Origin of the sequence: Aromatoleum aromaticum EbN1 (assembly GCF_000025965.1) — a bacterium.
In the GTDB taxonomy this organism is placed as follows: domain Bacteria; phylum Pseudomonadota; class Gammaproteobacteria; order Burkholderiales; family Rhodocyclaceae; genus Aromatoleum; species Aromatoleum aromaticum.
Map to the genome: position 1 here is coordinate 2,385,232 of NC_006513.1, position 23,547 is coordinate 2,408,778.

20 protein-coding genes are annotated in these 23,547 nt (G+C 67.5%); 11 read left to right on the forward strand and 9 right to left on the reverse strand.

The window, feature by feature from the left end:
• Positions 1-101 precede the first annotated feature (101 nt).
• Positions 102-1,190, forward strand: coding sequence for a serine hydrolase (locus EBN1_RS11380; protein ID WP_041646250.1), 1,089 nt, complete (start codon positions 102-104; stop codon positions 1,188-1,190).
• Between the two features lie 24 nt (positions 1,191-1,214).
• Here EBN1_RS11380 and EBN1_RS11385 read toward each other — a convergent pair whose 3' ends face one another.
• Positions 1,215-1,949, reverse strand: coding sequence for an IclR family transcriptional regulator (locus tag EBN1_RS11385; protein ID WP_241762864.1), 735 nt, complete (start codon positions 1,947-1,949; stop codon positions 1,215-1,217).
• A gap of 134 nt (positions 1,950-2,083) precedes the next feature.
• Here EBN1_RS11385 and EBN1_RS11390 point away from each other — a divergent pair, with 134 nt between their 5' ends.
• From EBN1_RS11390 to EBN1_RS11410, 5 genes are all read left to right on the forward strand, one after another.
• Entirely contained in the window at positions 2,084-2,824 is a 741-nt protein-coding gene (locus tag EBN1_RS11390; RefSeq protein ID WP_011238109.1) for a (Fe-S)-binding protein, read from the forward strand.
• Positions 2,824-4,266 carry a LutB/LldF family L-lactate oxidation iron-sulfur protein gene (locus EBN1_RS11395; protein WP_011238110.1) on the forward strand — a complete coding sequence of 481 codons (1,443 nt, stop codon included), beginning with the start codon at positions 2,824-2,826 and terminating at the stop codon, positions 4,264-4,266. The genes EBN1_RS11390 and EBN1_RS11395 overlap by 1 nt, the downstream gene beginning before the upstream one ends.
• Before the next feature lie 88 nt (positions 4,267-4,354).
• Entirely contained in the window at positions 4,355-5,008 is a 654-nt protein-coding gene (locus EBN1_RS11400; protein WP_011238111.1) for a LutC/YkgG family protein, read from the forward strand.
• A 78-nt stretch (positions 5,009-5,086) separates the two neighbouring features.
• Positions 5,087-6,343 (forward strand): putative Na+/H+ antiporter, encoded by a 1,257-nt coding sequence (locus EBN1_RS11405; protein ID WP_011238112.1) that lies wholly within the window; start codon positions 5,087-5,089, stop codon positions 6,341-6,343.
• 131 nt (positions 6,344-6,474) lie between these two features.
• On the forward strand, positions 6,475-7,680 hold the full coding sequence (locus EBN1_RS11410) for a pseudouridine synthase (protein WP_157866609.1): 1,206 nt from the start codon (positions 6,475-6,477) through the stop codon (positions 7,678-7,680).
• Here the strand turns inward: EBN1_RS11410 and EBN1_RS11415 are convergent.
• The 6 genes from EBN1_RS11415 to EBN1_RS11440 all read right to left on the reverse strand — a co-directional run bounded on the left by EBN1_RS11415 (position 7,657) and on the right by EBN1_RS11440 (position 14,232).
• Entirely contained in the window at positions 7,657-7,929 is a 273-nt protein-coding gene (locus EBN1_RS11415; protein ID WP_011238114.1) for a hypothetical protein, read from the reverse strand. The genes EBN1_RS11410 and EBN1_RS11415 overlap by 24 nt on opposite strands.
• Positions 7,930-8,093: 164 nt before the next feature.
• Positions 8,094-9,293, reverse strand: a complete 1,200-nt coding sequence (locus EBN1_RS11420) for an ABC transporter permease (protein WP_011238115.1) — start codon at positions 9,291-9,293, stop codon at positions 8,094-8,096.
• Entirely contained in the window at positions 9,290-10,498 is a 1,209-nt protein-coding gene (locus tag EBN1_RS11425) for an ABC transporter permease (protein ID WP_011238116.1), read from the reverse strand. Before EBN1_RS11425 ends, EBN1_RS11420 begins: the two co-directional genes overlap by 4 nt.
• Positions 10,499-11,197 carry an ABC transporter ATP-binding protein gene (locus tag EBN1_RS11430; protein ID WP_011238117.1) on the reverse strand — a complete coding sequence of 233 codons (699 nt, stop codon included), beginning with the start codon at positions 11,195-11,197 and terminating at the stop codon, positions 10,499-10,501.
• Between the two features lie 7 nt (positions 11,198-11,204).
• The gene (locus EBN1_RS11435; RefSeq protein WP_011238118.1) at positions 11,205-12,377 is read right to left on the reverse strand and encodes an efflux RND transporter periplasmic adaptor subunit; all 1,173 of its coding nucleotides are present in this window, start codon (positions 12,375-12,377) and stop codon (positions 11,205-11,207) included.
• Positions 12,378-12,498: 121 nt separating this feature from the next.
• Positions 12,499-14,232, reverse strand: a complete 1,734-nt coding sequence (locus tag EBN1_RS11440; protein ID WP_011238119.1) for a glutamine--tRNA ligase/YqeY domain fusion protein — start codon at positions 14,230-14,232, stop codon at positions 12,499-12,501.
• Positions 14,233-14,422: 190 nt separating this feature from the next.
• Between EBN1_RS11440 and EBN1_RS11445 the strand changes: the two genes are divergently transcribed.
• Complete coding sequence (locus tag EBN1_RS11445; protein ID WP_011238120.1) at positions 14,423-15,679, forward strand: mechanosensitive ion channel family protein; 1,257 nt, start codon at positions 14,423-14,425, stop codon at positions 15,677-15,679.
• An 11-nt stretch (positions 15,680-15,690) separates the two neighbouring features.
• Positions 15,691-16,086 carry a fluoride efflux transporter CrcB gene (gene crcB / locus EBN1_RS11450; RefSeq protein WP_011238121.1) on the forward strand — a complete coding sequence of 132 codons (396 nt, stop codon included), beginning with the start codon at positions 15,691-15,693 and terminating at the stop codon, positions 16,084-16,086.
• A 12-nt stretch (positions 16,087-16,098) separates the two neighbouring features.
• Here crcB and EBN1_RS11455 read toward each other — a convergent pair whose 3' ends face one another.
• Both EBN1_RS11455 and EBN1_RS11460 read right to left on the reverse strand, forming a co-directional pair.
• A complete protein-coding gene (locus tag EBN1_RS11455) occupies positions 16,099-17,397 on the reverse strand; it encodes a TIGR03862 family flavoprotein (protein ID WP_011238122.1) in 1,299 nt (432 codons plus the stop codon).
• Positions 17,394-17,894, reverse strand: a complete 501-nt coding sequence (locus EBN1_RS11460) for a DNA-deoxyinosine glycosylase (protein WP_011238123.1) — start codon at positions 17,892-17,894, stop codon at positions 17,394-17,396. The genes EBN1_RS11455 and EBN1_RS11460 overlap by 4 nt, the downstream gene beginning before the upstream one ends.
• A 222-nt stretch (positions 17,895-18,116) precedes the next feature.
• On the opposite strand from EBN1_RS11460, the gene EBN1_RS11465 reads away from it, so the two are divergent.
• The 3 genes from EBN1_RS11465 to rpsF all read left to right on the forward strand — a co-directional run bounded on the left by EBN1_RS11465 (position 18,117) and on the right by rpsF (position 23,546).
• Positions 18,117-18,719, forward strand: a complete 603-nt coding sequence (locus EBN1_RS11465) for a Yip1 family protein (RefSeq protein ID WP_241762722.1) — start codon at positions 18,117-18,119, stop codon at positions 18,717-18,719.
• A 247-nt stretch (positions 18,720-18,966) separates the two neighbouring features.
• On the forward strand, positions 18,967-23,025 hold the full coding sequence (gene hrpA / locus EBN1_RS11470) for an ATP-dependent RNA helicase HrpA (RefSeq protein WP_083783025.1): 4,059 nt from the start codon (positions 18,967-18,969) through the stop codon (positions 23,023-23,025).
• A 134-nt stretch (positions 23,026-23,159) separates the two neighbouring features.
• The gene (rpsF, locus tag EBN1_RS11475; RefSeq protein WP_011238126.1) at positions 23,160-23,546 is read left to right on the forward strand and encodes a 30S ribosomal protein S6; all 387 of its coding nucleotides are present in this window, start codon (positions 23,160-23,162) and stop codon (positions 23,544-23,546) included.
• The last annotated feature ends 1 nt before the right edge of the window (position 23,547 follow it).

The window sequence follows — 23,547 nt, forward strand, 5'->3', positions numbered from 1 at the left end:
ATGTCCGGGGTTTTTTTGAATCCACTTCAAAAAAACTTGATATCTGTTTAATTTGATTAAAAATAAAAGTGCCGTCCCACGCACTTTCCGGCTCGCCTACCATGACTTTTCGCCATCTTGCCGCTGCCCTTCTGAGTCTTGCCCTGCTGCAGACCGGAGGGATCGAACCCGCTGCCGCCGCGACCGGACAGGAGCGGGTCCGGACGGCCAAACCGACTGCGACCAAAAAGGCGCCGGTCCGTTACACGATCCGCAAAAAAACTGCCAAGGCAGTGACGCTGCACAAGAGCACGGTGCGCAAACCGCCCCCGCGCAAGCCGGCCCTGCGCAAGGTGTCCGCTCGCCGCTCGCTGGTGGCTCCCGTCGCGCCGATGGCGCCGGTCCAGGTCCAGCCTGAAGTGGACCGGCTGGGTAACCCCCAGCTGCGCTCCGCAGCTTTCGTCGTCGTCAACCAGGCTACCGGTGAAGTGATCCTCGAGAAGAAGAGCGACTCGGTGCTGCCGATCGCATCGATCACGAAACTGATGACCGCGATGGTGGTCCTCGACGGCGGGCAGAGCCTGTCCGAAGAGATCGTCATCACCGAGGACGACCTCGACACGATCAAGGGGACGGGCTCGCGGCTGGCGCTCGGAACCCGGCTCACGCGTGAGCAACTGCTGCATCTGGCGCTGATGTCCTCGGAAAATCGAGCTGCTTCGGCGCTCGGTCGCAGCTACCCGGGCGGCATCGCCGCGTTCGTCAAGGCGATGAACGTCAAGGCCCGGCTGGTCGGGCTCGGCGATACGCGTTTCAGCGACAGCACCGGCCTCGATCCGACCAATGTCTCGAGTCCTCGCGATCTCGTCCGCATGGTGTCGGCAGCGTCCACCTATCCGCTGATCCGCCGCTTTTCGACCAGCAGCGAAGACCATGTCGAGATACGCGGCCGGATGCATCGCTTCGGCAACACCAATTCGCTCGTCCGCAGTCCCGAATGGGAGATCGACGTGTCGAAGACCGGCTACATCCGCGAGGCGGGCCGCTGCCTCGTGATGCAGGCCCGGCTGCTCAACCAGCGGGTGATCATCGTGTTGATGGATTCCGAGGGACGCTACACGCGCACTGCCGATGCGGTGCGGATCAAGAAGTGGCTCGAGGCGGTGGGCGCCCAGCGCGTCGCGGGCCTCGCTCCCGGTGAGAACGGCTAGGCATCCCGGGCTGGTCGCCGTCGGTCAGTGGGAGATGCGGTTCGGGACGTAACCGAGCGCGCGGGAGATTTCGTCGGCGGCTTCGCGCAAAAGGGGAGCGCGGTCGGGATTGAAGCGCTCCGAAGGGGTCGACAGCGACAGGCCGGCGATCAGTTCGCCGGAATCGTCGCGGATCCCGGCGGCGATGCAGCGCACGCCGTTTTCGACTTCGTCGAGGTCGAACGCGACGCCGTGCCGGCGGACCTTGTCGAGCTCCTTTTCCAGCGCGGCGGGGTCGGTGATGGAGCCAGGGGTCGAGGCCGGCAGGCCGGTGCGGCGCGCGTACTCGCGCACGCGTTCCAGGCCGTCCTCGACGAGGAAGAGCTTGCCGGTGGCGGTGGTGTGCAGCGGGGCCCGGGCGCCGACGATATGCACGACGCGCACGGCTGAGCGGCCGCTCGACGTGCGGTCGACGTAGACGATCTCGTCACCGTCGCGAATGCCCAGGTTGATGCTCTCGCCGGTCGCGGCGTGGAGCTTGAGCATCGCCGGCATCGCCGTCTCGCGTAGCGAGATGCGCGATTTCACCAGGCTCCCCAGTTCCAGCAGGCGGATGCCGAGACGGTAGGTGCCGCCTTCGCCGCGCTCGACGAAACCGCTTTGCGACATCGCGCCGAGGATGCGGTGGGCGGTGGAGGGATGAAGCCCCGTCTCCTGCGCGATCTGCTTCAGCGGCGCGGGATCGGGGTGATGGGCGAGGACGTCGAGCAGCTTCATCATGCGCTCGACGACCTGGATCGGATTCTTGGTTTCGGGGGGAGATGTCACACGGGTCACTGCGGGTTTTCCTTAACTTGTGCAGTTTACTCGGGCGTCGTAATTTCGCCTAGTGAAATGAAATGGCGGTTGTCGGAATGACGAAAGAGAAAATACGTGTCGGCCTGTTCGTTACATGCCTGGTGGATCTGCTGCGCCCGCGCATCGGTTTCGCCGCCCTGAGACTGCTCGAAGCGGCGGACTGCGAAGTCGTCGTGCCCTCGACGCAGACGTGCTGCGGACAACCGGCCTTCAACTCCGGCGACACCCGGGTCGCGCGCGCGCTGGCGCTGAAGCTGATCGCCGAGTTCGAGGGGCTCGACTACGTGGTCGTGCCGTCGGGGTCGTGCGGCGGCATGATCCGGGTTCATTACCCGCAGCTGTTCGACGACGATCCGGCCGCCGCGGCACGCGCCCGGGCGCTGGCTGCACGCACGTTCGAACTGACGGATTTCCTCGTCTCCGTGCTCGGCGTCGCGAAAGTGCCGGGCGACTTCGAAGGCACCGTGACCTACCACGACAGTTGCTCGGGGCTGCGCGAACTGGGCGTGAAGGCGCAGCCGCGCGCGCTGCTCGCGCACCTGCCGGGCGTCGAACTGAAGGAGATGGCTGCGAGCGAGGAGTGCTGCGGTTTCGGCGGCATGTTCTCGGTGAAGTTCGGCGACATCTCCACGCGCATCGTCGATCGCAAGTGCGACAACATCCTGGCGACGGGAGCTGACGCGGTCGTGCTCGGGGATCTCGGCTGCATGCTGAACATCGAAGGCCGGCTGCGTCGCCGCGGCGACGAGCGCACGCGCGTGCTGCATGTCGCCGAGGTGCTGGCCGGAGAAGACTGATGCGCTCGCAGGCGATGTTCTTCAAGGCGCGGGCGGGCGACAGGCTCGCGGACCGCCAGCTGCAGGCGAACCTCGGCAAGGCCAAGAGCCGCTTCGTCGAGGGGCGGGCGCAGGCGGTGCTCGACTACGATGCCGCTCCGGACGGCGACTTCGAGGCGCTGCGCGACGTCGCCAGCTCGATCCGCGACCGCGTGCTGGCCAATCTCGACGTCTGGCTCGAGGCTTTCGAGGACAAGGCGCGCGCCCGCGGCGCCGAAGTGTTGTACGCGCGTGACGGGGCGGAGATCTGCCGGCTCGTGGTGGACATCGCGCGCCGGCACGGCGTGACGAAAGCCGCCAAGTCGAAGTCGATGCTGTCGGAAGAGGCCGGCCTCAACGAAGCGCTCGCCGCCGCCGGGATCGAACCGATCGAGACCGATCTCGGTGAATACATCCTGCAGATCAACGACAACGAGCCGCCTTCGCACATCATCGCGCCGGTCTTCCACAAGTCGAAGGAGGAAGTCGCCGAGCTCTTCGCTCGCATCCACCACACGCCGAAAAAAGACGACATCGCCGGCATGGCGCGTGAGGCGCGCGAAGTGCTGCGCGCGCATTTCATGAGCGCCGAAATGGGCATCAGCGGGGCGAACTTCCTCATCGCCGAGACCGGTTCGGCCGCGCTCGTGACGAACGAGGGCAATGGGCGGATGGTGACGACGCTGCCGAAAGTGCATGTCGTGGTGACCGGGATCGAGAAGCTCGTCCCGACGCTCGAGGACTTCTCGACGCTGATGCGGCTGTTGCCGCGCTCGGCGACCGGCCAGCGCATCTCGAACTACGTGTCGGTGCTGACCGGGGTGAAGGGCGAGGGCGATTTCGACGGACCCGAGCATCTCTACGTCATTCTCGTCGACAACGGCCGCGCGAGCCTCGTCGGCACCGAGTTCGAGCCGATACTGCGCTGCATCCGCTGCGGCGCGTGCATGAATCACTGTCCGGTGTATCAGAGCGTCGGCGGGCACGCGTACGGCTGGGTCTATCCGGGGCCGATGGGCTCGGTGCTGACGCCGCTCTATACCGGCATCGAGAACGCGCTCGACCTGCCGCACGCCTCGACACTGTGCAACCAGTGCGGCGTCGTCTGTCCGGTGAAGATTCCGCTGCCGGAGCTGCTGCGCAAGCTGCGCGAGAAGCAGGTCGAGCGGAAGCTGCGCCCGTGGCGCGAACGGCTCGTGCTGCGGCTGTGGGGCTGGGTCGCGAGCCGCCCGACGCTGTACGGATTCGCAGCGCGGACTGTGGTGCGGTACCTGAACCGGCGCGCCGGCGGCGCAGACCGCATCCGGGCGCTGCGCGCCGCTCCGGACTGGACGGCAGGCCGCGATCTGGCCGCGCCGGAAGGGCGGACGTTCCGCGAGCTGTATGCCGAGCGGGTTCGGCATGAGGGGAGGACGAAGCGATGAGGCGCAGCGCGCTGCTCGAACGTGGTGCGGCCGGAGCGGAATTCCGCTGCCCGCAGTGCTCCGCGGATGCTATCGGCGCAGGTGAAGAATGAACGCGCGTGACGACATCCTCGGGCGAATCCGTGCAGCGCTGGGCCGCAGCGAGCGCAACCGGGAGGCGGCGCGGGCCGACGTAAAAGCCGCCTGCGACGCGCGCAGGGCAGGCCCGCGCCCGCTGTTCGACGCCGATCTCGCAGCCCGCTTCCGGTGCGAGGCGGAGCGCATGTCGAGCACGATCGACGAGGTCGCAGCGCTCGCCGACGTGCCGGCCGCCGTTGCGCGCTATCTCGACGCGCGCGCGCTGCGTCGCCACGGAGTCGTGTGGCCTGCGCTCGCCGAGCTCGACTGGGCGGGGGCGGGCCTGGCGATGGAGATGCGCACCGCCGGCGACGCGGACCTGCTCGGCATTACCGGGTGCTTCTGCGCGATCGCCGAGACCGGCACGCTGATGACCTGTTCGGGCCCGCGCACTCCGGCGGCGACGAGCCTGCTGCCCGAGACTCATGTCGCGGTGGTGCCGATGTCGCGCATCGTCCCGGCGATGGAAGAGGCGTGGGCGCTCGCGCGCAGCGAAATCGGCGAACTGCCGCGCGCGGTGAATTTCATTTCCGGCCCGTCTCGCACCGGAGACATCGAAATGACGATCGTGCTCGGCGCGCACGGGCCGTACCGTGTGCATCTGGTCCTCGTGCGAGGCGAGTAGCGGCTTTTGCGGCGGAAACGCGGCGCCCGACCGCCTATAATCGGGCGCTTCCGATTTTTTGACGATGGCAAGGTCTGAATGAATCCCTCGATGCTCGAAATGGTCGGCACCGGCTTGTTCGCGGTGGCGGTCGCCCACACGTTCCTGACCAAGTACTTCGAGCATCTCGCTCACCTCCAGCCCAATCACGCCGGCATCTGGCACCTGCTCGGCGAAGTGGAAGTCGTGTTCGGCTTCTGGGCGTTCGTGCTGCTCATTTTCATGGCCGTGACCAGCGGCGCGAGCGCCCCGACGACGTATCTCGAAGGGCTGAACTACACCGAACCGGCGTTCGTGTTCATCATCATGGTGGTTGCCGCGAGCCGGCCGATTCTCGAGCTGTGCAAGATGGGCGCACGTGCGCTGGCCCGTTACGTTCCGCTCAATGACAGCGTCGCGTTCTACTTCGTGTGCCTGGCGGTGCTGCCGCTGCTCGGCTCGTTCATCACCGAGCCGGCAGCGATGACGCTGGCTGCGCTGATGCTGCGCGACAACTTCTACGCGAAAGGGATCTCGCACCGGCTCAAGTACGTCACGCTCGGCGCGCTGTTCGTGAATGTGTCGATCGGCGGCACGCTGACGCATTTCGCCGCGCCGCCGGTGCTGATGGTGGCGGGGAAGTGGAACTGGGACGTGTGGTACATGCTTGGCCATTTCGGCTGGAAAGCGGCGCTCGCCGTGTTCGTCAACGCCGGCGTCGCGACTTTCCTGTTCACGCGCGAACTGAAGGCGCTGACGGTCGACGCGCGGAGCAAGGATCGCACCGTTCCGTGGCCGCTGATCATCGCGCACGTCGCGTTTCTCATCGGCATCGTCTATTTCGCCCATCACGCGATCGTGTTCGTCGGCCTGTTCCTGCTGTTTCTCGGCGTGGCCGAAGGCTACCGGCACTATCACGACCGCCTGATGCTGCGCGAGGGCTTGCTGGTCGGCTTCTTCCTCGCCGGGCTGGTGACGCTCGGGGCGCTGCAGCAGTGGTGGCTGCAGGACGTCCTCACCGGCATGGATACGACGGCGCTGTTTTTCGGCGCCACTGCGCTGACCGCGATCACCGACAACGCCGCGCTGACCTATCTCGGCTCGCTCGTCGAAGGAACGGACGAAGCATTCCGGTATTCGCTGGTTGCCGGGGCAGTCACCGGAGGCGGCCTGACGGTGATCGCGAATGCGCCCAACCCTGCGGGCTTCGCGATCCTGCGCGGCAATTTCGACGACGAGGCGATCAACCCGCTCGGCCTGCTGGTCACCGCTCTACCGCCGACCTTTGTCGCCATCCTCGCGTTCCAGTTGCTGTAAGGCAGCGTGGCGGCCGGACCGCGTTCGACGGGCGCGGCGAACAATCGCAGCGAAAGACAGACCATGCCTGCTGCCGCGCGTATGATTCGGCACCGGCCCCGCTGGCCGACTTTTTCTGATTGCAGGTTTCCATGAAACGCTCCCCCACTCCCGGAGATGCCGGGCGGCCCGACGCCGGGACCGACGACACGACAACGAAGCCTTCCCGCAGCGATGCCGGCGACGAGGCAGCAACCGGCGCCCGCCGCAGGACTCTCGGCGTCAAGCCGGCAGCGGCGGCCGACGCGCCGGCCGCCGGCAACGACGTTCCTGCCAGGAAATCCGGCCTGCGCACGCGCTTCCTGCCGTCGGCCGATCGCCGCGGCACGGGAAAGCCTCCCGAGCGCCAGGCCGTGCCCCCATCGAAAGACTCCGATCGCACCCCCCGGCCGCCGCGCAAGAATCCCCCTCACCGTCCCCCTTCCGCGACCGGCGATGGTCCGGCTCGCAGGACCGCGAACGCTCCCGCTGCCGGACGCACTTCAGACCGCTCGCGGTCCCGGGCTCCCGACGTCGTGCGTTCTCGCCCCGCCGCGCCGTCCGTTCCCCCGCCGGCGCAGACCGACGCGCCGGAAGGCGTGCGGCTGTCGAAAATCATGTCCGAACGCGGCCTGTGTTCGCGTCGCGAGGCCGACGAGATCATCGAGCGTGGCTGGGTGTTCGTCGACGGGCAGCGGGTCAGCGAGCTGGGCATCCGCATCGACCCGAACGCCGAGATTACGCTCGCCGCGCAGGCGAAGCGCCGTCAGATGGAGCAGGTCACGATCCTGCTGCACAAGCCGGTCGGCTACGTGTCCGGCCAGCCCGAGCCGGGCTTCGAGCCGGCGGTGTCGCTGATCGGGCCGGACAACCAGTTCGACCGCGCCGATGCGCAGCGCTTCCATCCCTCGCACCTGAAAGGGATCGCGCCTGCGGGGCGGCTCGACATCGACTCGACCGGCCTCTTGGTGCTGACGCAGGACGGACGGATCGCGCGCCAGCTGATCGGCGACGATTCGAAAGTCGAAAAGGAATATCTGGTGCGGGTCGAAGGCAGACTGGACGAACGTGGCCTCGCGCTGCTCAATCACGGTCTCGAACTCGACGGCCGGACGCTGCGGCCGGCGAAAGTCGAGTGGCTCAACGAGGATCAGCTTCGCTTCGTGCTGCGCGAAGGCCGCAAGCGCCAGATCCGGCGGATGTGCGAACTCGTGGGACTGAAAGTCGTCGGCCTCAAGCGCGTGCGCATCGGGCGCGTCAAACTCGGCGACCTGCCGCTCGGGCAGTGGCGTTTTTTACGAGAAGACGAACGCTTCTGAACGCGGCTGCACATCGTCGCCCAAGCGGACGCCGCGGACTTTCGGGCGCCGGGGAGGCGGCGGCGCCCGCCGGCAGGGCAGGCTTGCCGGATCGGTGACGCCGGATTGGTCGGTGAAGATGCCTTTCAGCGGGCAGTCGAAGCCGGGCGGGCAGCCATGCTCGCATGCACATTCCTGCTGGGTTTCGTCCAGCAGCACCAGTTCCCGTACGGCCTCGCAGCGGCCGACCGGCGAGTCGAAGAAACACATGACAACCTCCATGCTGTAGTTGCGCGAAGAGCGAATCCGTCGCTTCACTCTAGTCGTCATGCCCGGCGCTCGCCGCAGCCGATCGCGGGAGTTTGATCTGTCGCAATGAAACTGCGTCGGGACAGGACGATGGCGTCGCCTGCGCTTCACGGGTTCCGTGTTTTCTATTCGGCGCGCAGCGCTTCGACCGGATCGAGCCGTGCCGCCTTGCGCGCAGGCAGCACGCCGGCGAGCAGGCCGATGGCGATCGCGAGCACTTCGGCGACGACGACGAAATGCCACGGCGTGCGCACTGGCAGTGCCGGCACGAGCAGCCCGACGAGCTGCGCGAGACCGGCTCCGGCGAGGAGACCGAGCGCGCCGCCGATCGCGGCCAGCGCGACCGCTTCGCCGAGGAACAGGCCGAGTATCGTCGCGCGCCGCGCGCCGAGCGCGACGAGCAGGCCGATCTCGTTGGTCCGCTCGGTGACCGCGATCGTCATGATCGTGACGATGCCGACACCGCCGACCGCGAGCGAGATGCCGCCGAGCGCGCCGACCGCCGCAGTGAGGATATCGAGAATGTTCGATAGGCGCGCGAGCATGTCTTCCTGGGTCGTCAGCGTCACGTCGTCCTGCCCGTGACGCGCAGCCAGCAGCGTGCGGATCGCTTCCGCCACCATCGCAGCGGGCGTCGTCTCCGCATAGGTGACGTCGATCTCCATCAGCCCTTCGCGGTTGTACAGCGCGAGCGCGCGCGCCGTCGGGATGTAGGCGGTGTCGTCGAGATCGACGCCGAGGAACTGGCCTTTCTCCGCCATGACGCCGATGACGCGATAGCGCTCGCCGCCGATGCGCAGCCGCTCACCGAGCGCGTTCGCGTTGCCGAACAGCTCGCGCTTGAGCTTCGCGCCGAGCACGACGAACGCGCGCGCGCCGACCGGGTCGTCCGGCGGCAGGAAGCGGCCGATGCCGACCCGCATCGAGAAGAGCCGGTCCATGTCGGCGCCGACACCGTAGATGCTGGTGCGCCGCACCCGCCCGGCTGCGGAGACCTCCGAGTTGCCGTGCACGACCGGGGTCATGCCGGTGACGAGCGGCAGACGAGCGATTGCGGCGGCGTCGTCGAGCGTCAGTTCGCGCGTCGTGCTCGGCAGCCCGGGCGGACCGCCGCGCGCGCCCTGCCGACCCGGCGTGACCTGAATGATATTGGTGCCGAACTGCGTGAATTCCTTGAGCACGAACTGGTGCAGGCCTTCGCCGATCGAAGTCAGCAGGATCACCGCAGCGATGCCGACGCCGATGCCGAGCAGCGTCAGGAAGCTGCGCAGCCGGTGGGCGACGAGCGAGCGCAGCGCGAGCTGGAGGAAGTCGGCGAGGCTCATCGCTTCGCCAGCGCCTGCACCGGATCGAGGCGCGCGGCGCGGCGTGCCGGCATCACGCCGAACAGCACGCCGGTCACGATTGCCGTGCCGAACCCGGCATACACGGCCCAGTCCGGCGGCCAGGCCGGCAGCACCGGGAACGCGAGCCGCAGCCCCCACGCGCCGAGGTGCCCGAGCGCGAGACCGGCGAACGCGCCGGCGAGCGACAGCAGCGCCGCCTCCATCAGGAAGGCGAGGCGGATGTTGCGCCCGGTCGCGCCGAGCGCCTTCAGCAGGCCGATCTCCGCGGTGCGCTGCGTGACCGCGACGAGCATCACGTTCATCACGAGGATGCCGGCGACCGCCAGGCTGATCGCGGCGATGCCGGCCACCGCGAACGTCAGCGCGCCGAGGATGCGGTCGAAAGTGCCGAGCACCGCGTCCTGCGTGATCACGGTGATGTCGAGTTCGCCGTCGCGGCGCGTACGCATGATGTCTTCGACCTGGCGCTGGGCCGAGGCAAGCGCGTCGCGGCTGCGGGCCTCGACCATCACGCGGAACAGGGTGTTGGTGTTGAACATCGCCTGCGCCGTCGCGACCGGCACGACGACCAGCTCGTCGGTGTTCATGCCCAGGCCCTGGCCGGACTTCTCGAGCACGCCGATGACGCGCAGCCGCCGGTCGCCGATGCGGATCATGCGGCCGACTGCGGGTTCGATGCCGAAGAGCTCGTCGCGCAGCGTCGCGCCGAGCACCGCGACGGACGATGCGCGTTCGAGATCCTCGCGCGGCAGGAAGCGCCCCAGCGCCATGCGGTAGCCGCGGATGCCGAGGTAGTCCGTGCTGGTACCGAGCACGAGCACTTCGCGCAGCCGTCCGCCGTACGCGATTTCGGAGTTGCCGAGTGTCAGCGGGGTGATGCGCTGCACGTCGGGCGCGCGCAGCAGCGCCGCGGCGTCGCGCACCGTGAGGTCGCGCGGCGTGCTCGTGAAAAGGCTGCCGAGGCCGACGCCGCCGGTTTCCGAACGCCCGGGCAACACGATGATGAGGTTGCTGCCGAGTGCGGAGAACTCGTTGACGACGTAACGGCGCGCGCCGTCGCCGAGGGCCGTCAGCACCACGACTGCGGCGACGCCGATCGACATCGCGAGGACCATCAGCACGGTGCGCAGCGGGTAGCCGGTGGCCGCGCGTGTCGCGAAGCGCAGGGTGTCGGCGGGCGTCATTCAGGCGGTGGAAGCGGCGTCCGCATGCAGGTCGGCGACGAGCGCGCCGTCTTCCATCATCAGCCGCCGCCGCGCCCGCCCGCCCATGACCGGGTCGTGCGTGACGACGATCAGCGTCACGCCCGACGCGTTCAGGCTCTCGAGCAGCGCCGTGACGTCCTGACCGGTCGCGCGGTCGAGGTTGCCGGTCGGCTCGTCGGCGAGGATCATCGCCGGGCGCATGATCGTCGCGCGCGCGATCGCGACGCGCTGCCGCTGGCCGCCGGACAGTTCGTCCGGGCGATGGTCAGCGCGCGTATCCAGACCGAAGTTTTTCAGCGCCTCGGCGACGCGCGGCCCACGCTCGGCAGGTGGCACGCCGGCGAGCATCAGCGGCAGCGCGATGTTCTCGGCGGCGGTGAGCCGCGGCACGAGGTGGAAGCTCTGGAACACGAAGCCGATGCGGTTGCGGCGGACTTCGGCCTGCTCGTCGGCGGTGAGCGTCGTCACGTCACGCCCTTCGAGCCGGTAGGTGCCGCCATTCGGCCGGTCGAGCAGGCCGAGCAGGTTCAGTAACGTGGATTTGCCGGAACCCGACGGCCCCATCACGGCGACGTATTCGCCGGCCTCGATCGCGACTGTCACCGCGTGCAGCGCATGGACTTCGCTGTCGCCGAGCTTGAATACGCGTTCGATGGCGGATAGCTCGATCTGCGTCATGGGTGTTTCAGCGCGTCGCGCGTCCGTCGTTTTCCGGCTCGACCCGCGCGCCGGGCTTGACGCCCTCTCGTTCGAGCGAGCTGACGATGCGGTCCCCGGCGGCGAGCCCGTCGAGCACTTCGGTGTAGTCCCAGTTCGCCACCCCGGGCTTGATCTCGCGCGCTTCGAGCGTGCCGTCCGATTCGCGATAAAGCAGCACCTGGTTGCCTTCCTGCAGCGTTGCGGTCGGGATGCGCAGCACGTTCTCGCGCACTTCGAGCACGATCTCCGCGTCGGCACTGTAGCCGACGAGCAGGCCGCGCGCTTCGATCGGCCGGACGAATTCGAGGTCGACATCCACCGTGCGCGCCTGCTTCTCGACGGCGGTGATGTAAGGCGCAATGCGCTTGACCGTCGCGTCGAACACTTTTCCCGGCAGCGCGTCGAGAGTCACGCGGGCGTGCTGGCCGGGATGGATTTTCGGCGCGTCGATCTCGTCCATCGGCGCCTTGACGTACAGGCAGCTGTCGTCGATCAGGTCGATCGCCGGCGGCGTCGGCACGCCCGGCGGCGACGGAGTCGAATATTCGCCGAGTTCGCCGGTGATCTTCGCGACCGTGCCGGCAAACGGCGCGATCAGCACGGTGCGCTGCCGGTCGGTGGCGGTCGCGTCGATCTGCGCTTCGGCGGTGCGCGTGTCGGCGCGCGCGGTTTCGCAGGCGGCGCGGCGCGCCCGGGCTTCGGTGCGCGCCTGCTCCTCGCGCGACGCCGAAATGAAATTGCGCTGGAAGAGTTCCGTCTGGCGGGCCGCTTCGCGTTCGGCATTGTCGGCCTGCGCGCAGGCTTCCTGCACGCGTTTGCGCGCAGTATCGAGTTGCGCGCGGTTGACCGCGAGCCGGGCGTCCTGGTCGGCGTTCCACAGCCGCATCAGCACCTGCCCGGCTTCGACCCGGTCGCCTTCCTCGACGCCGAGAAAGTCGATGCGCCCGCCGATGATCGTGGACAGCCTGGTGCGCTGGCAGGCTTCGATCTCGCCGGCGCGCGTATTCGACAGCGTCGCTTCGACGACGCCGTGCCCGACTTCGACGAGCAGCACCGGGACCGGTTTGGGGCGGGTGAACCACCAGACGGCGGTGGCGACGAGAGCGAGGGCGAGGAGGGTGACGACAACCGCGCGGACGCGGCGAAAGAGGGGAGTCATCGGCTTTCAATCGGCATTTTTCGCCGATGATCCGCCGATGCCCGCAGCGGCGCAACCGCGATTCCGGCTGCCGCCGCCGGACGACCCGGCCGTCGTGCGAAGCCGCTCCCGGATGGGCCGCTTATCCTTTGGCCTTGCTCCACGAGTCCTTCAGCGTCACGGTGCGGTTGAAGACCGGTGCTCCGGCGGTCGAATCGATGCGGTCGGCGACGAAGTAGCCGTGGCGCTCGAACTGGAAATGGTCTTCCGGCCGGGCGTTCGCGAGCGCCGGTTCGAGCTGCGCGTGGATCGTCAGCTTCGACGTGTCGTTGAGGTCGTCGATGTAGCTGCGCTCGAAATCCTCCGGATCGCCTTCGCGCCGGTTGCCGGGGTAGGGATGGGCGAACAGTCGGTCGTAGAGCCGCACCTGGGCTTCGTACGCGTGCGCGACGGATACCCAGTGCAGGTTGCCCTTGACCTTGACGCTGTCGGCGCCCGGCGTGCCGGACTTCGTGTCGGGCAGATACTCGCACAGCACTGCGGTGATGTTGCCGTCGGCATCCTTCTCGCAGCCGGTGCATTTGACGACGTAGCCGTAACGCAGCCGCGCCATGTTGCCGGGGTAGAGGCGGCGGAAGCCTTTGGCCGGCGTTTCCATGAAGTCCTCGCGCTCGATCCACAGTTCGCCCGAGAACGGCATCGGCCGCTTGCCCAGTTCGGGTTTGAGCGGATGGTTCGGCGCCTCGCACTGCTCGCTGTGCCCTTCCGGGTAGTTCGTGATGACGAGCTTCAACGGATCGAGCACTGCCACGCGCCGCTCGGCAGCATCGTTGAGGTCCTCGCGCATGCATTCCTCGAGCACGCTGACGTCGATCCACGTGTCGGACTTCGTCACGCCGATGCGCTCGGCGAAGAGGCGGAAGCCTGCCGCCGTGAAGCCGCGGCGGCGCGCGCCGACGAGCGTCGGCAGGCGCGGGTCGTCCCAGCCGTCGACATGGTGCTCGTCGACGAGCTGAATCAGCTTGCGCTTCGAGAGCACGACGTAGGTGAGGTTCAGCCGTGCGAACTCGATCTGCTGCGGCAGCGGCCGGGGGAAGAAACCGCCGGTCGCGAGCGCGTCGAGCAGCCAGTCGTAGAACGGGCGCTGGTCCTCGAACTCGAGCGTGCACAGCGAATGCGTGATGCCTTCGATCGCGTCCTCGATCGGATGGGCGAAGGTGTACATCGGGTAGATGCACCAGGCGTCGCCGGTGCGGTGGTGAGTCGCGCGGCGAATGCGGTAGATCGCCGGGTCGCGCAGGTTCAGGTTCGGCGAGGCCATGTCGACTTTCGCGCGCAGGATGTGCTGCCCGTCGGTGAACTCGCCAGCGCGCATGCGGCGGAAAAGATCGAGGTTTTCCTCGACGCTGCGGCTGCGGTACGGGCTCTCGCGCCCGGCTTCAGTCAGCGTGCCGCGATACGCGCGCATCTCCTCGGCCGACAGCGATTCGACGTAGGCACGGCCCGACGTGATCAGGTATTCGGCGCATGCGTACATGCGATCGAAATAATCCGAGGCGAAATACAGGTGTTCGCCCCAGTTGAAGCCGAGCCAACGCACCGCCTCGATGATCGAATCAACGTATTCCTGCTCTTCCTTTTCCGGATTGGTGTCGTCGAAGCGCAGATGGCAGGCGCCGCCGTAGCTCTGCGCGAGGCCGAAGTTCAGGCAGATCGACTTCGCGTGGCCGTAGTGCAGGTAGCCGTTCGGTTCGGGAGGAAAGCGCGTCTCGACGCGGCCGTCCCATTTCCCGCTCCGGTTGTCCTCGTCGATGAGGTTGCGGATGAAGTTGGAAGGCGTGCTGGCGGCGCCATCTTTGGGCGTGTTCGGATTCATCGGGGCGGGAAATTCCGGATATCGGGCGCTGCCGTGAAGCGGGCAGGCGCGGGTTGAGAATGCGTGGATTGTAGCCGATGCGATGCGCTCGTCGTTTCCGCAGCCGGGCAGAGGATGCGGGCGCCGCCGTTATAATCGCCTCCGAATCCAAATCCGCGGCCGTCGAGGACGCGAATGCAAAAGGAAAACCATGTCCAACGAACTCGCCCTGGCTGCCGCCTGGCTCGAGCGCTACCCGGTTACCTACACCGTGTTCGCGATCTCCGCGCTGCTCGCAGGTGCCTGGATCGCCCACTGGATCACCCGCCACATCGTGCTGCGCGGCCTGCGGCGCCTGCTGCAGGCGACGTCGCTGAAAGGTGATCCCGCAGTTGCGCAGATGTTCGCCGTCACGCCTCTGTCCAGCCTGATCCCGGCGCTGATCGTGTTCGCCGGCGTGGGGATGGTGCCCGATCTGTCCGTGGCTGCGGTGACCGTGGTGCGCAATGTGTGCGCTGCGCTCATCATCCTCATGCTGGCGAGGGCAATCGGTAGCGCGCTCGAACTGCTCAATGCGTTCTACATGCGCCGGCCCGACGCGCATCGGCGCCCGATCAAGGGTTATCTCGAAGTCGTGAAGATCGCGATCTATGTGATCGCGGCGATCCTGATGGTGGCTGCATTGGTGGATCGCTCGCCGCTGATCCTGCTGTCCGGTCTCGGTGCGATGGCGGCAGTGCTGATGCTGATCTTCCAGGACACGCTGCTGTCGCTGGTCGCGAGCGTGCAGATCTCGACGAACGACATGCTGCGCGTCGGCGACTGGATCGAGATGCCGCAATTCAATGCCGACGGCGACGTGATCGACATCGCGCTGCACACGGTGAAGGTGCAGAACTGGGACAAGACGATCACCACCATCCCGACCAAGCGCCTGATCAGCGACTCGTTCAGGAACTGGCGCGGCATGCGCGAGTCGGGCGGACGCCGCATCAAGCGCAGCCTGTACCTCGACCAGCAGAGCGTGCGCTTCCTGACCGACGAGGAGCGCCGCCGTCTCGATCGCTTCGCCCTGCTCGACGGCTATCTGCCGGCCAAGGAGGCAGAGCTCGACGCCTGGAATCGTGCGCTCAAGGGCGGGTCGCGCGATGTTGTGAACCGGCGCCGGGTGACCAACATCGGGACGTTCCGCGCCTATGTCGAGCGTTATCTGCGGCATCATCCGGGCGTCCATCCGGGCATGACGCTGATGGTGCGGCAGCTCGCCCCGACGTCCGACGGTCTGCCGCTGGAGGTGTATTGCTTCGCGAATACGATCGCGTGGGTGAATTACGAGGCGATCCAGTCCGACATCTTCGACCATCTCCTGGCGATCGTGCCCGAGTTCGGCCTGCGGGTGTTCCAGCATCCGGGCGGCGCCGACATGCGTGCGCTCGTCGCGCCCTCGTACCCCGTGCGCGCGGCCTGAGGGCGAAGGCGATGGCGGCCGCTGCCAACCTGCCGGCGTTCCTTGCAGTTGGGGCCGGTGCCGCGCTCGGCGCGTGGCTGCGCTGGGCGCTCGGACTGCTGCTGAACCCGATATTCCTGACCATCCCGTTCGGCACGCTCGCGGCGAACCTGCTCGGCGGCTTGCTGATGGGCGCGTCGCTCGCGTGGATCCATGCCGTTCCCGCAATGTCGCCCGTGCTGAAGCTGCTGCTGACGACCGGTTTTCTCGGCGGGTTGACGACTTTTTCGACGTTCTCGGCCGAAGGCCTGCATCTTGTCCAGCGCGGCGAATGGGGCTGGCTCGCGCTGCACGCCGCCGTGCACGTCGCAGGGTCGCTGCTGATGGCGTGGATCGGTTACGCGGCGTTCACCGCGTGGCGCGGCTGAACGCGGAACATCCTACTTTCGCGGGGCGCTCGCCAGCCATGCGCTGGCGCCCAGCCCCGCGGCGCGACCCGTCGCAAAGCACCCGGTCAGCAGATAACCGCCGGTCGGCGCTTCCCAGTCGAGCATCTCACCGCAGCAGAACATTCCCGGGAGCTTGCGGATCATCAGGCCTTCGTCAAGTTCCTCGAACACCACACCGCCAGCAGTGCTGATCGCCTCGTCGAGCGGGCGGGGAGCGGCCAGCCTGAGCGGCAGCGCATGGATCGCCGCGGCAAGCCGGGCAGGCGACGCGAACGCGTCCCGAGGCAGGCACTCGCGCAGCAGCCCGGCCTTGACGCCGGCAATCCCCACTTTGCTCTGCAGGTGGCTCGACATCGAACGCGCGCCGCGCGGTCGCGACAGCTCTTCGGTGAGCCGTTCGAGCGTGCGGCCGGGCGCGAGATCGATCGACAGTTCGACCGTGCCGTTTGCCGCGAGCGTGTCGCGCAGTGGCGCCGACAGCGCGTAGATCAGGCTGCCTTCGAGGCCGGTCGCCGACACCATGCATTCGCCGGCACGGTGATGCGTCTCGCCGTGCGCGTCGGTGAAGCTCAGCGCGACGGATTTCAGCGGCTGGCCGGCGAAAGGTGCGCGGAAATGCTCGCTCCAGCCTTCACGGCCCTCGCCGCAGCTGGAAGCTTGCGTGGCGACGTCGAAGCCGCAGTTCGCAGCTTTCAGCGCGGCGACTGTGACATTGCGCCCGCCCAGCCACGGCACCCAGGCGCCGTCCGAACCGAGTCTCGCCCAGCTCGCGCCGCCGAGCGCAAGCACGACCGCGTCGGCGTCGACGAGACGCTCGCCGGCAGGGGTCGCGAAGCGCAGTCCGTGCGTCGGCAGGGCGTCGCCGGCCTGCCAGCCCAGCCAGCGGTGGCGCACGTGAAATCGCACCCCCGCCTCGCGCAGCCGGCGCAGCCACGCGCGCAGCAGCGGCGCCGCTTTCATCCCGACCGGAAACACGCGCCCGGAACTGCCGACGAAAGTCTCGACCCCCAGCCCGTGTGCCCAATCGCGCAGCGCGGTCGCGCCGAACGTCGCGAGCAGCCGCTCGAATTCGGGCCTGCGTTCGCGATAACGCGAGGCAAAGGCGTCGGGTGCTTCCGAATGCGTCAGATTCAGGCCGCCGATGCCGGCAAGGAGAAATTTGCGCCCGAGCGAAGGCATCGCATCGAAGACGTCGACGGCGTGGCCGCTCGACGAAAGCATTTCGGCGGCCGTCAGTCCTGCCGGCCCGCCGCCGATGACGACGACCCCGCGTTCCCCGCCGCTGCTCATCGGACGATTTCCCGCCACGCCGCGAGCTTTGCCGCATGCGGGATCGATGCGTTCGCCGGGCTCGTCGATGGCAGTCGCCGAACTTCGAATTCGAAGCGCCCTTCGAGTGCCGGCAGGACGTGACGACGGAAGCATTGTTCTGCCGTCGCGCCGTTGCAGAACACCCGATCGATCGACGGGTGCGTGGCGAAGAAGATCGCGAAATCATTCACCTCGATCGAGTCGTTCTCGATGTTCGAATCGAGGCTGCCGTGCCGGCGGCACGCGCCGAGCACGTCCCACAGCGCGTAGCCCGCGTCGGCCAGGCGCTGCGTGCGCTCCGCATAAGACAGCGCCGGATCGATGCCGAGCACTTCGCCGAGGATCGGCCAGAAGAGATTGCGGCGGTGCGCGTAATACTCGAGCGCCGCCAGCGAGGCGGCGCCCGGCATGCTGCCGAGGATCAGGGTGTGGGCGCCGGGAGCGGCGACCGGCGGAAAGCCTTCGAGTCGGGACATGGGGGAGCGGGGGAAGTCGGCCGGGCGGCACGCGAGGACAGCGTGCAAGCGACGCAAGGTACCGAGCGATTCCGTTGTCGGCAAGTCATGCGGCAACAGTCCTGCGACGGGAGGGGTGGGGCCGGGTGGATTTTCGCTGTTGTCTACAATCAAAACGAGGCGGGACTTTTCGCAGGGCCGGACGGTCCAATTGCAGTCTCGTCACGCGAACCGAGGAGGTCGATGATGAACACGCACAATCTTCCGAAAATGTTCTATTCGTACCGGGAGGGCTGGCAGGACCTGATCGAGACCCGCCCGAGCGTGAGGAAGCTTTTCACGACGTTCGTGCTGCCGATGTCGCTGATCCCTCCGGTGATGCTGCTGTATGCGTTGCTGGTCATGCCGGGGGGCGTGTTTCCGGAGCTGGTGCCGGCGATCACGATTGGCGAAGCGCTTGCCGCGGCCGTCGCGTTCTTCCTCGCCGAACTGGCGATGGTCGCGCTGATGGCGTCGATCATCCAGCAGATGGGTGACGTCGTCGATGTCACGCCGACCTATCAGGAAGCGTTCCTGCTCGCGGCCGTCGCGCCGACGCCGCTGTGGATTTCGGCGCTCGCGCTGTTCGTCCCGATCACGTGGTTCAACGCACTCGTCGTCGCGATCGCGTGGGTTGCCTCGGCGGCGCTGATCTACCACGGGGTCTATCCGCTGTTCAGGCTCGAGGACAAGAGCAAGGCCCGGGTCATGGGCACTTTCGTGCTGATGGCGGGCATCATCGCGTGGATCGCGTTGCTGGTCGTCCTGGCGCTCGCGATGAGCATGATCATCGGCCTGCGCGGCTGATCCCGCCGCCAACGAGGAGGGGCGGAAGACTCCGCTCCTCGTCCGAGGCCTCACACGCGCTCCGGTGGCCCTGCCGCGTTCTGGCATAATTCCGCCTCGCCACCGGAAAGCCCGGCCTCGCCGGCTGGTCCCGAACGATTTCCCTTTTTCCGGCGTCGGACGCGCTTCTTCTCCGGCGATACCGATATTGAAAACCATAGATACGCTTTCCGCCCGTACCGGCGAACGGCAGTCCTTCGCCGATTGCCTGAGCGTCGATCGCCCGCGATTGCAGCGCCTCGCCCGCGACCTCGGGCGAGCACAGGGCGCCCGGCGGGAGCGCGCACAAGCTGACCTCGAGGCGTTGCTGACGCGCTCGCGTGCGACTTTCGCCGAACGAAAGGCGGCGCTGCCGCATCCTGACTTTCCGCCGGAGCTGCCGGTCACGCAGAAGCGCGCGGAGATCGCCGCCGCCATTGCCGCACATCAGGTCGTCATCGTCAGCGGCGAAACCGGTTCGGGCAAGACGACCCAGCTGCCGAAAATCTGCCTCGCGCTCGGCCGCGGCGCCGCGGGGCTCATCGGCCACACGCAGCCGCGTCGCCTCGCCGCGCGCGCGACCGCGACGCGCATCGCCCAGGAGCTGAAATCCGAGCTGGGCCAGGCGGTCGGTTACAAGATCCGTTTCACCGACCGCATCGGCGCGGCGACCCACGTCAAGCTGATGACCGACGGCATCCTGCTCGCCGAGACTCAGGGCGACCCGCTGCTCGCCGCGTACGACACGCTGATCATCGACGAGGCCCACGAACGAAGCCTCAACATCGACTTCCTGCTCGGCTACCTGAAGACGCTGCTGCCCCGCCGTCCCGACCTGAAAGTGATCGTCACATCGGCGACCCTCGACGCGGAGCGCTTCGCGCGCCATTTCGGCGCCCCGGGAAAGCCGGCGCCGGTGATCGAGGTGTCGGGACGGCTCTATCCGATCGAGATGCGCTACCGGCCGGTCGAGGACGACGAGCCGTCGAGCGAAGAACGCCGCAGTGGGGGGCGGAAGGAGAAGGGACGCGACCTGTACGACGCGATCATCGACGCGGTCGACGAGGCGCACCGCAGCGGCCTTGGCGACACGCTGGTGTTCCTGCCGGGCGAGCGCGAAATCCGCGAGGCCGCCGAGGCGTTGCGCAAGGCGCATCACGCCGGCAGCACCGAGATCCTGCCGCTCTTCGCGCGCCAGTCGGCGCAGGAGCAGGCGCGCGTGTTCTCCGCGGGCCGGGGGCGGCGCGTCGTGCTCGCGACGAACGTCGCCGAGACGTCGCTGACCGTTCCGGGCATCCGCTACGTCGTCGATACCGGTCTGGCGCGCGTCAAGCGCTACTCGCACCGCAACAAGGTCGAGCAGCTGCAGATCGAGAAGATCGCCCAGTCGGCGGCGAAGCAGCGCGCCGGGCGCTGCGGCCGGGTCATGGACGGGGTCTGCTTCCGGCTCTACGACGAGGCCGATTTCGACAAGCGCGCGGCGCACACCGACCCGGAGATCCTGCGCTCGTCGCTCGCCGGCGTGATCCTGCGCATGAAGTCGCTGCGCCTCGGCGAAGTCGAGGACTTCCCGTTCCTCGATGCGCCGCTGCCGCGCATGATCGCCGACGGCTACCAGCTGCTCGCCGAACTCGGTGCGCTCGACGAAGGAGGCGACGCGCGGCAGCTCACGCCGATCGGCCGCGAGCTCGCGAAGCTGCCGCTCGACCCGAAGATCGGCCGCATGATCCTCGCCGCGCGCGATCGCGAATGTCTGGCCGAAGTGCTCGTGATCGCCGCCGCGCTGTCGGTGCAGGATCCGCGCGAGCGTGCGCCGGAGAGCCCGGGTGCGGCCGACCAGGCGCATGCGAAGTTCCGCGGCGGCGAACAGGACCAGCGCTCGGAATTCCTGTGGTACTGGAACCTCTGGAAAGCTTGGGACGAAGTGCTGCGGCACGAATCCGGATCCAAGCAGAAAGCGTGGGCGAAGCGCCATCACCTGTCCTACATGCGGCTGCGCGAATGGCGCGACGTGCATAGCCAGCTGGTGACGCTGTGCGCCGAGCACGGCTGGAAGGAAAACCAGCAGCCGGCGCAGTACGAACCGCTCCACAAGGCGCTGCTGACCGGCCTGCTCGGGCACGTCGGCAGCAAGATCGAGGACGCGAGCGGCCCGCAGGCGGGCAGCTATCTCGGCGCGCGCGGCATCCGCTTCTGGCCGCATCCCGGGTCGGCGCTGGCGAAGAAGGCCGGCAAGTGGATCGTCTGCGCCGAGCTCGTCGAGACCTCGAGGCTCTTCGGCCGTTGCCTCGCGAAGATCGAACCCGAATGGCTGGAAGAAGTCGGCAGTCATCTCGTCAAGCGTCAGGTTTTCGAACCTCACTGGTCGAAGGCGTCGGGAGCGGTGCGGGCGTGGGAGCGCGGCACGCTGCACGGGCTCGTGCTCTACCCGCGACGCGGAGTCGGCTACCGCGACATCGACCCCGAGCTGTGCCGCGAACTCTTCATCCGCGAAGGTCTCGTGCAGGGCGAAATCGCCGAGGGGCCGGCGCGCGGCATGGCTTTCCTGCAGCACAACAGGCGGCTCGTCGCCGAGATCGAACGGCTCGAACACAAGTCGCGGCGGCCGGACGTGCTCGTCGACGAGCAGCTGATCTTTGCCTTCTACGACGCGAAACTGCCGCCCGACGTCATGGATGTCGCGAGCTTCGAGCGCTGGCGCAAGACGGCCGAGCAAGCGGATCCGAAGCTGCTGTACCTGACGCGCGACCAGTTGATGCGCCACGAGGCCGAAGGCATCACGACGGACCGCTTCCCGTCGACCTTCGACGTGCTCGGCCAGAAGCTGAAGCTGACTTATCTTCACCAGCCCGGCGAGCCCGACGACGGCGTGACGCTGACAGTGCCGCTCGCGATGCTGAACCAGGTGCCGGCGAATCGCTGCGAGTGGCTCGTGCCCGGCCTGCTCGGGGAAAAGGCGGCCGCGCTGCTGCGCACCGTGCCGCAGCGGCATCGGCACCGGCTGCAGCCAATTGCCGACAGCGCCGCGGCGTTCGTCGAACAGTTCGAGGCGGGGGAGTTCAATGTCGATGACGGTTTGTTGCGCGCGCTGCAGCGCTTCGTCGAGGAGCGCGTGTCGCTGAAGCTGCCGATGGAGTCGTTCCGCGCGGAAAACCTCAATCCGCATTTCTTCATGAACTTCCGCGTCATCGACGAGCATGGGCGCGTGCTCGGCCAGTCGCGCAACCTCGCGGAATTGCGCACGAGGCTGCGCGACCAGGTCGCCGAGCGCTTCCGCGCGGCGCGCATCGCATTGCCGGAAAACGAAGCGGCGAAGCAGTCCGACGCTTTGCCTCCTGGAACAGCGCCTTCCGCGAGCCGCGTCGCGCGTGCAAAAACCGTCGGCGGCGCGGGGCAGGCGGAGCGCCAGTCACCGTCATCTCCCGCCTCCCCGGCTATGGGAGGCTTCACGGCCTGGACTTTCGGCCCGCTGCCCGAACTGCTCGAAGTGAAAGTCGCCGGGCGTGACGTCATCGGCTACCCGGCGCTGCACGATGACGGCGACAGCGTTTCGCTGCGCCCTTACGACACGCCCGAGGAAGCGGCGAAAATCCATCGCAAGGGGCTCGCCCGCCTCTTCACGCTCGTGCTGAAGGACCAGGTCAGGGCGATCGAGAAGCTGCCCGGCCTGCGCGACCTGGCGCTCGCGTTCATCCCGTTCGGTACCGAAGCCGAACTCAAGGCGCAACTGGTCGCCGCAACCCTCGCGCGCACCTGCCTGCTCGATCCGCTGCCGAGCGACGCCGCAAGCTTCGAGCGGCGCTGCGCGGAGGGCAAGCCTCGCGTCACGCTCGTCGCGCAGGAATTCATGCGTCTCGCCGCCACGTTGATCGCCGAACATGCGGCACTGCAGAAACGGCTGACCGGGTTGCGCGCGTTCCCCGAGGTCGCCGCCGATATCCAGGCGCACGTGCGCGAACTGCTGCCGAAGAACTTCCTGCTCGCGTTCCCGTGGGGGCGTCTAGCGGAATTTTCGCGCTACCTGAAAGCGGCCGGCGTGCGGCTCGACAAGCTGCGCAACGATCCGGCGCGCGACGCCCGGCTCGCCGCCGACTGGCGTTCGCTCGCGCAGCCATTCGAGCGCGAACTGCTCGCAAAACGCAAGGCGGGTGTCATCGACCCGGCGCTCGAGGAATTCCGCTGGCTGCTCGAAGAGCTGCGCGTCGGGCTGTTCGCCCAGGAACTGAAGACGCCGATGCCGATGTCGGTCAAGCGGCTGCAGAAGATCTGGGATGCGCGACCGCGTTGAGGATGATGCGAGGCCGGATGGCGGCCGGATCGTGCCTTTTGATTCCCTGCGCCTTTCCTGCTATCCTGCCCGGCTTTCCCTTGCTCCACCGGTCCGCATGCCGGGGAGCTGCCATCAAACCGCAAGGAGTCTGCATGCGACATTATGAAGTTGTATTCATCGTCCACCCGGACCAGTCGGAACAGGTCCCGGCGATGATCGAGCGCTACAAGGCGATCGTCACCGCCCGCAACGGCCAGATCCATCGCCTCGAAGACTGGGGCCGCCGCCAGATGGCCTATCCGATCCAGAAGGTGCACAAGGCCCACTACGTACTCATGAACATCGAGTGCGACGGCGAAGCTCTCGGCGAGCTCGAGCATGCGTTCAAGTTCAACGACGCCGTGCTGCGTCACCTGGTCGTCAAGACGAAGGCCGCCGTGACCACCCCGTCGCCGATGATGAAGGAAGAGAAGTCGCGTTCGCTGACCGCCGCACCGGCCACCGACGAAGCGAAGCCGGCCGAGGCCGAATCCGCCTGAG

What these genes read in the sequence shown, in the direction of transcription:
- EBN1_RS11395 (WP_011238110.1), top strand. Translation starts at nt 2,824, where the DNA reads ATGCGCTCGCAGGCGATGTTCTTCAAGGCGCGGGCGGGCGACAGGCTC.
- EBN1_RS11445 (WP_011238120.1), top strand. Translation starts at nt 14,423, where the DNA reads ATGTCCAACGAACTCGCCCTGGCTGCCGCCTGGCTCGAGCGCTACCCG.
- crcB (WP_011238121.1), top strand. Translation starts at nt 15,691, where the DNA reads ATGGCGGCCGCTGCCAACCTGCCGGCGTTCCTTGCAGTTGGGGCCGGT.
- EBN1_RS11455 (WP_011238122.1), bottom strand. Translation starts at nt 17,397, where the DNA reads ATGAGCAGCGGCGGGGAACGCGGGGTCGTCGTCATCGGCGGCGGGCCG.
- EBN1_RS11465 (WP_241762722.1), top strand. Translation starts at nt 18,117, where the DNA reads ATGATGAACACGCACAATCTTCCGAAAATGTTCTATTCGTACCGGGAG.
- EBN1_RS11415 (WP_011238114.1), bottom strand. Translation starts at nt 7,929, where the DNA reads ATGTGTTTCTTCGACTCGCCGGTCGGCCGCTGCGAGGCCGTACGGGAA.
- EBN1_RS11385 (WP_241762864.1), bottom strand. Translation starts at nt 1,949, where the DNA reads ATGATGAAGCTGCTCGACGTCCTCGCCCATCACCCCGATCCCGCGCCG.
- rpsF (WP_011238126.1), top strand. Translation starts at nt 23,160, where the DNA reads ATGCGACATTATGAAGTTGTATTCATCGTCCACCCGGACCAGTCGGAA.
- EBN1_RS11405 (WP_011238112.1), top strand. Translation starts at nt 5,087, where the DNA reads ATGAATCCCTCGATGCTCGAAATGGTCGGCACCGGCTTGTTCGCGGTG.
- EBN1_RS11420 (WP_011238115.1), bottom strand. Translation starts at nt 9,293, where the DNA reads ATGAGCCTCGCCGACTTCCTCCAGCTCGCGCTGCGCTCGCTCGTCGCC.
- EBN1_RS11380 (WP_041646250.1), top strand. Translation starts at nt 102, where the DNA reads ATGACTTTTCGCCATCTTGCCGCTGCCCTTCTGAGTCTTGCCCTGCTG.
- EBN1_RS11460 (WP_011238123.1), bottom strand. Translation starts at nt 17,894, where the DNA reads ATGTCCCGACTCGAAGGCTTTCCGCCGGTCGCCGCTCCCGGCGCCCAC.
- EBN1_RS11440 (WP_011238119.1), bottom strand. Translation starts at nt 14,232, where the DNA reads ATGAATCCGAACACGCCCAAAGATGGCGCCGCCAGCACGCCTTCCAAC.
- EBN1_RS11430 (WP_011238117.1), bottom strand. Translation starts at nt 11,197, where the DNA reads ATGACGCAGATCGAGCTATCCGCCATCGAACGCGTATTCAAGCTCGGC.
- EBN1_RS11400 (WP_011238111.1), top strand. Translation starts at nt 4,355, where the DNA reads ATGAACGCGCGTGACGACATCCTCGGGCGAATCCGTGCAGCGCTGGGC.
- EBN1_RS11410 (WP_157866609.1), top strand. Translation starts at nt 6,475, where the DNA reads ATGAAACGCTCCCCCACTCCCGGAGATGCCGGGCGGCCCGACGCCGGG.
- EBN1_RS11390 (WP_011238109.1), top strand. Translation starts at nt 2,084, where the DNA reads ATGACGAAAGAGAAAATACGTGTCGGCCTGTTCGTTACATGCCTGGTG.
- EBN1_RS11425 (WP_011238116.1), bottom strand. Translation starts at nt 10,498, where the DNA reads ATGACGCCCGCCGACACCCTGCGCTTCGCGACACGCGCGGCCACCGGC.
- EBN1_RS11435 (WP_011238118.1), bottom strand. Translation starts at nt 12,377, where the DNA reads ATGACTCCCCTCTTTCGCCGCGTCCGCGCGGTTGTCGTCACCCTCCTC.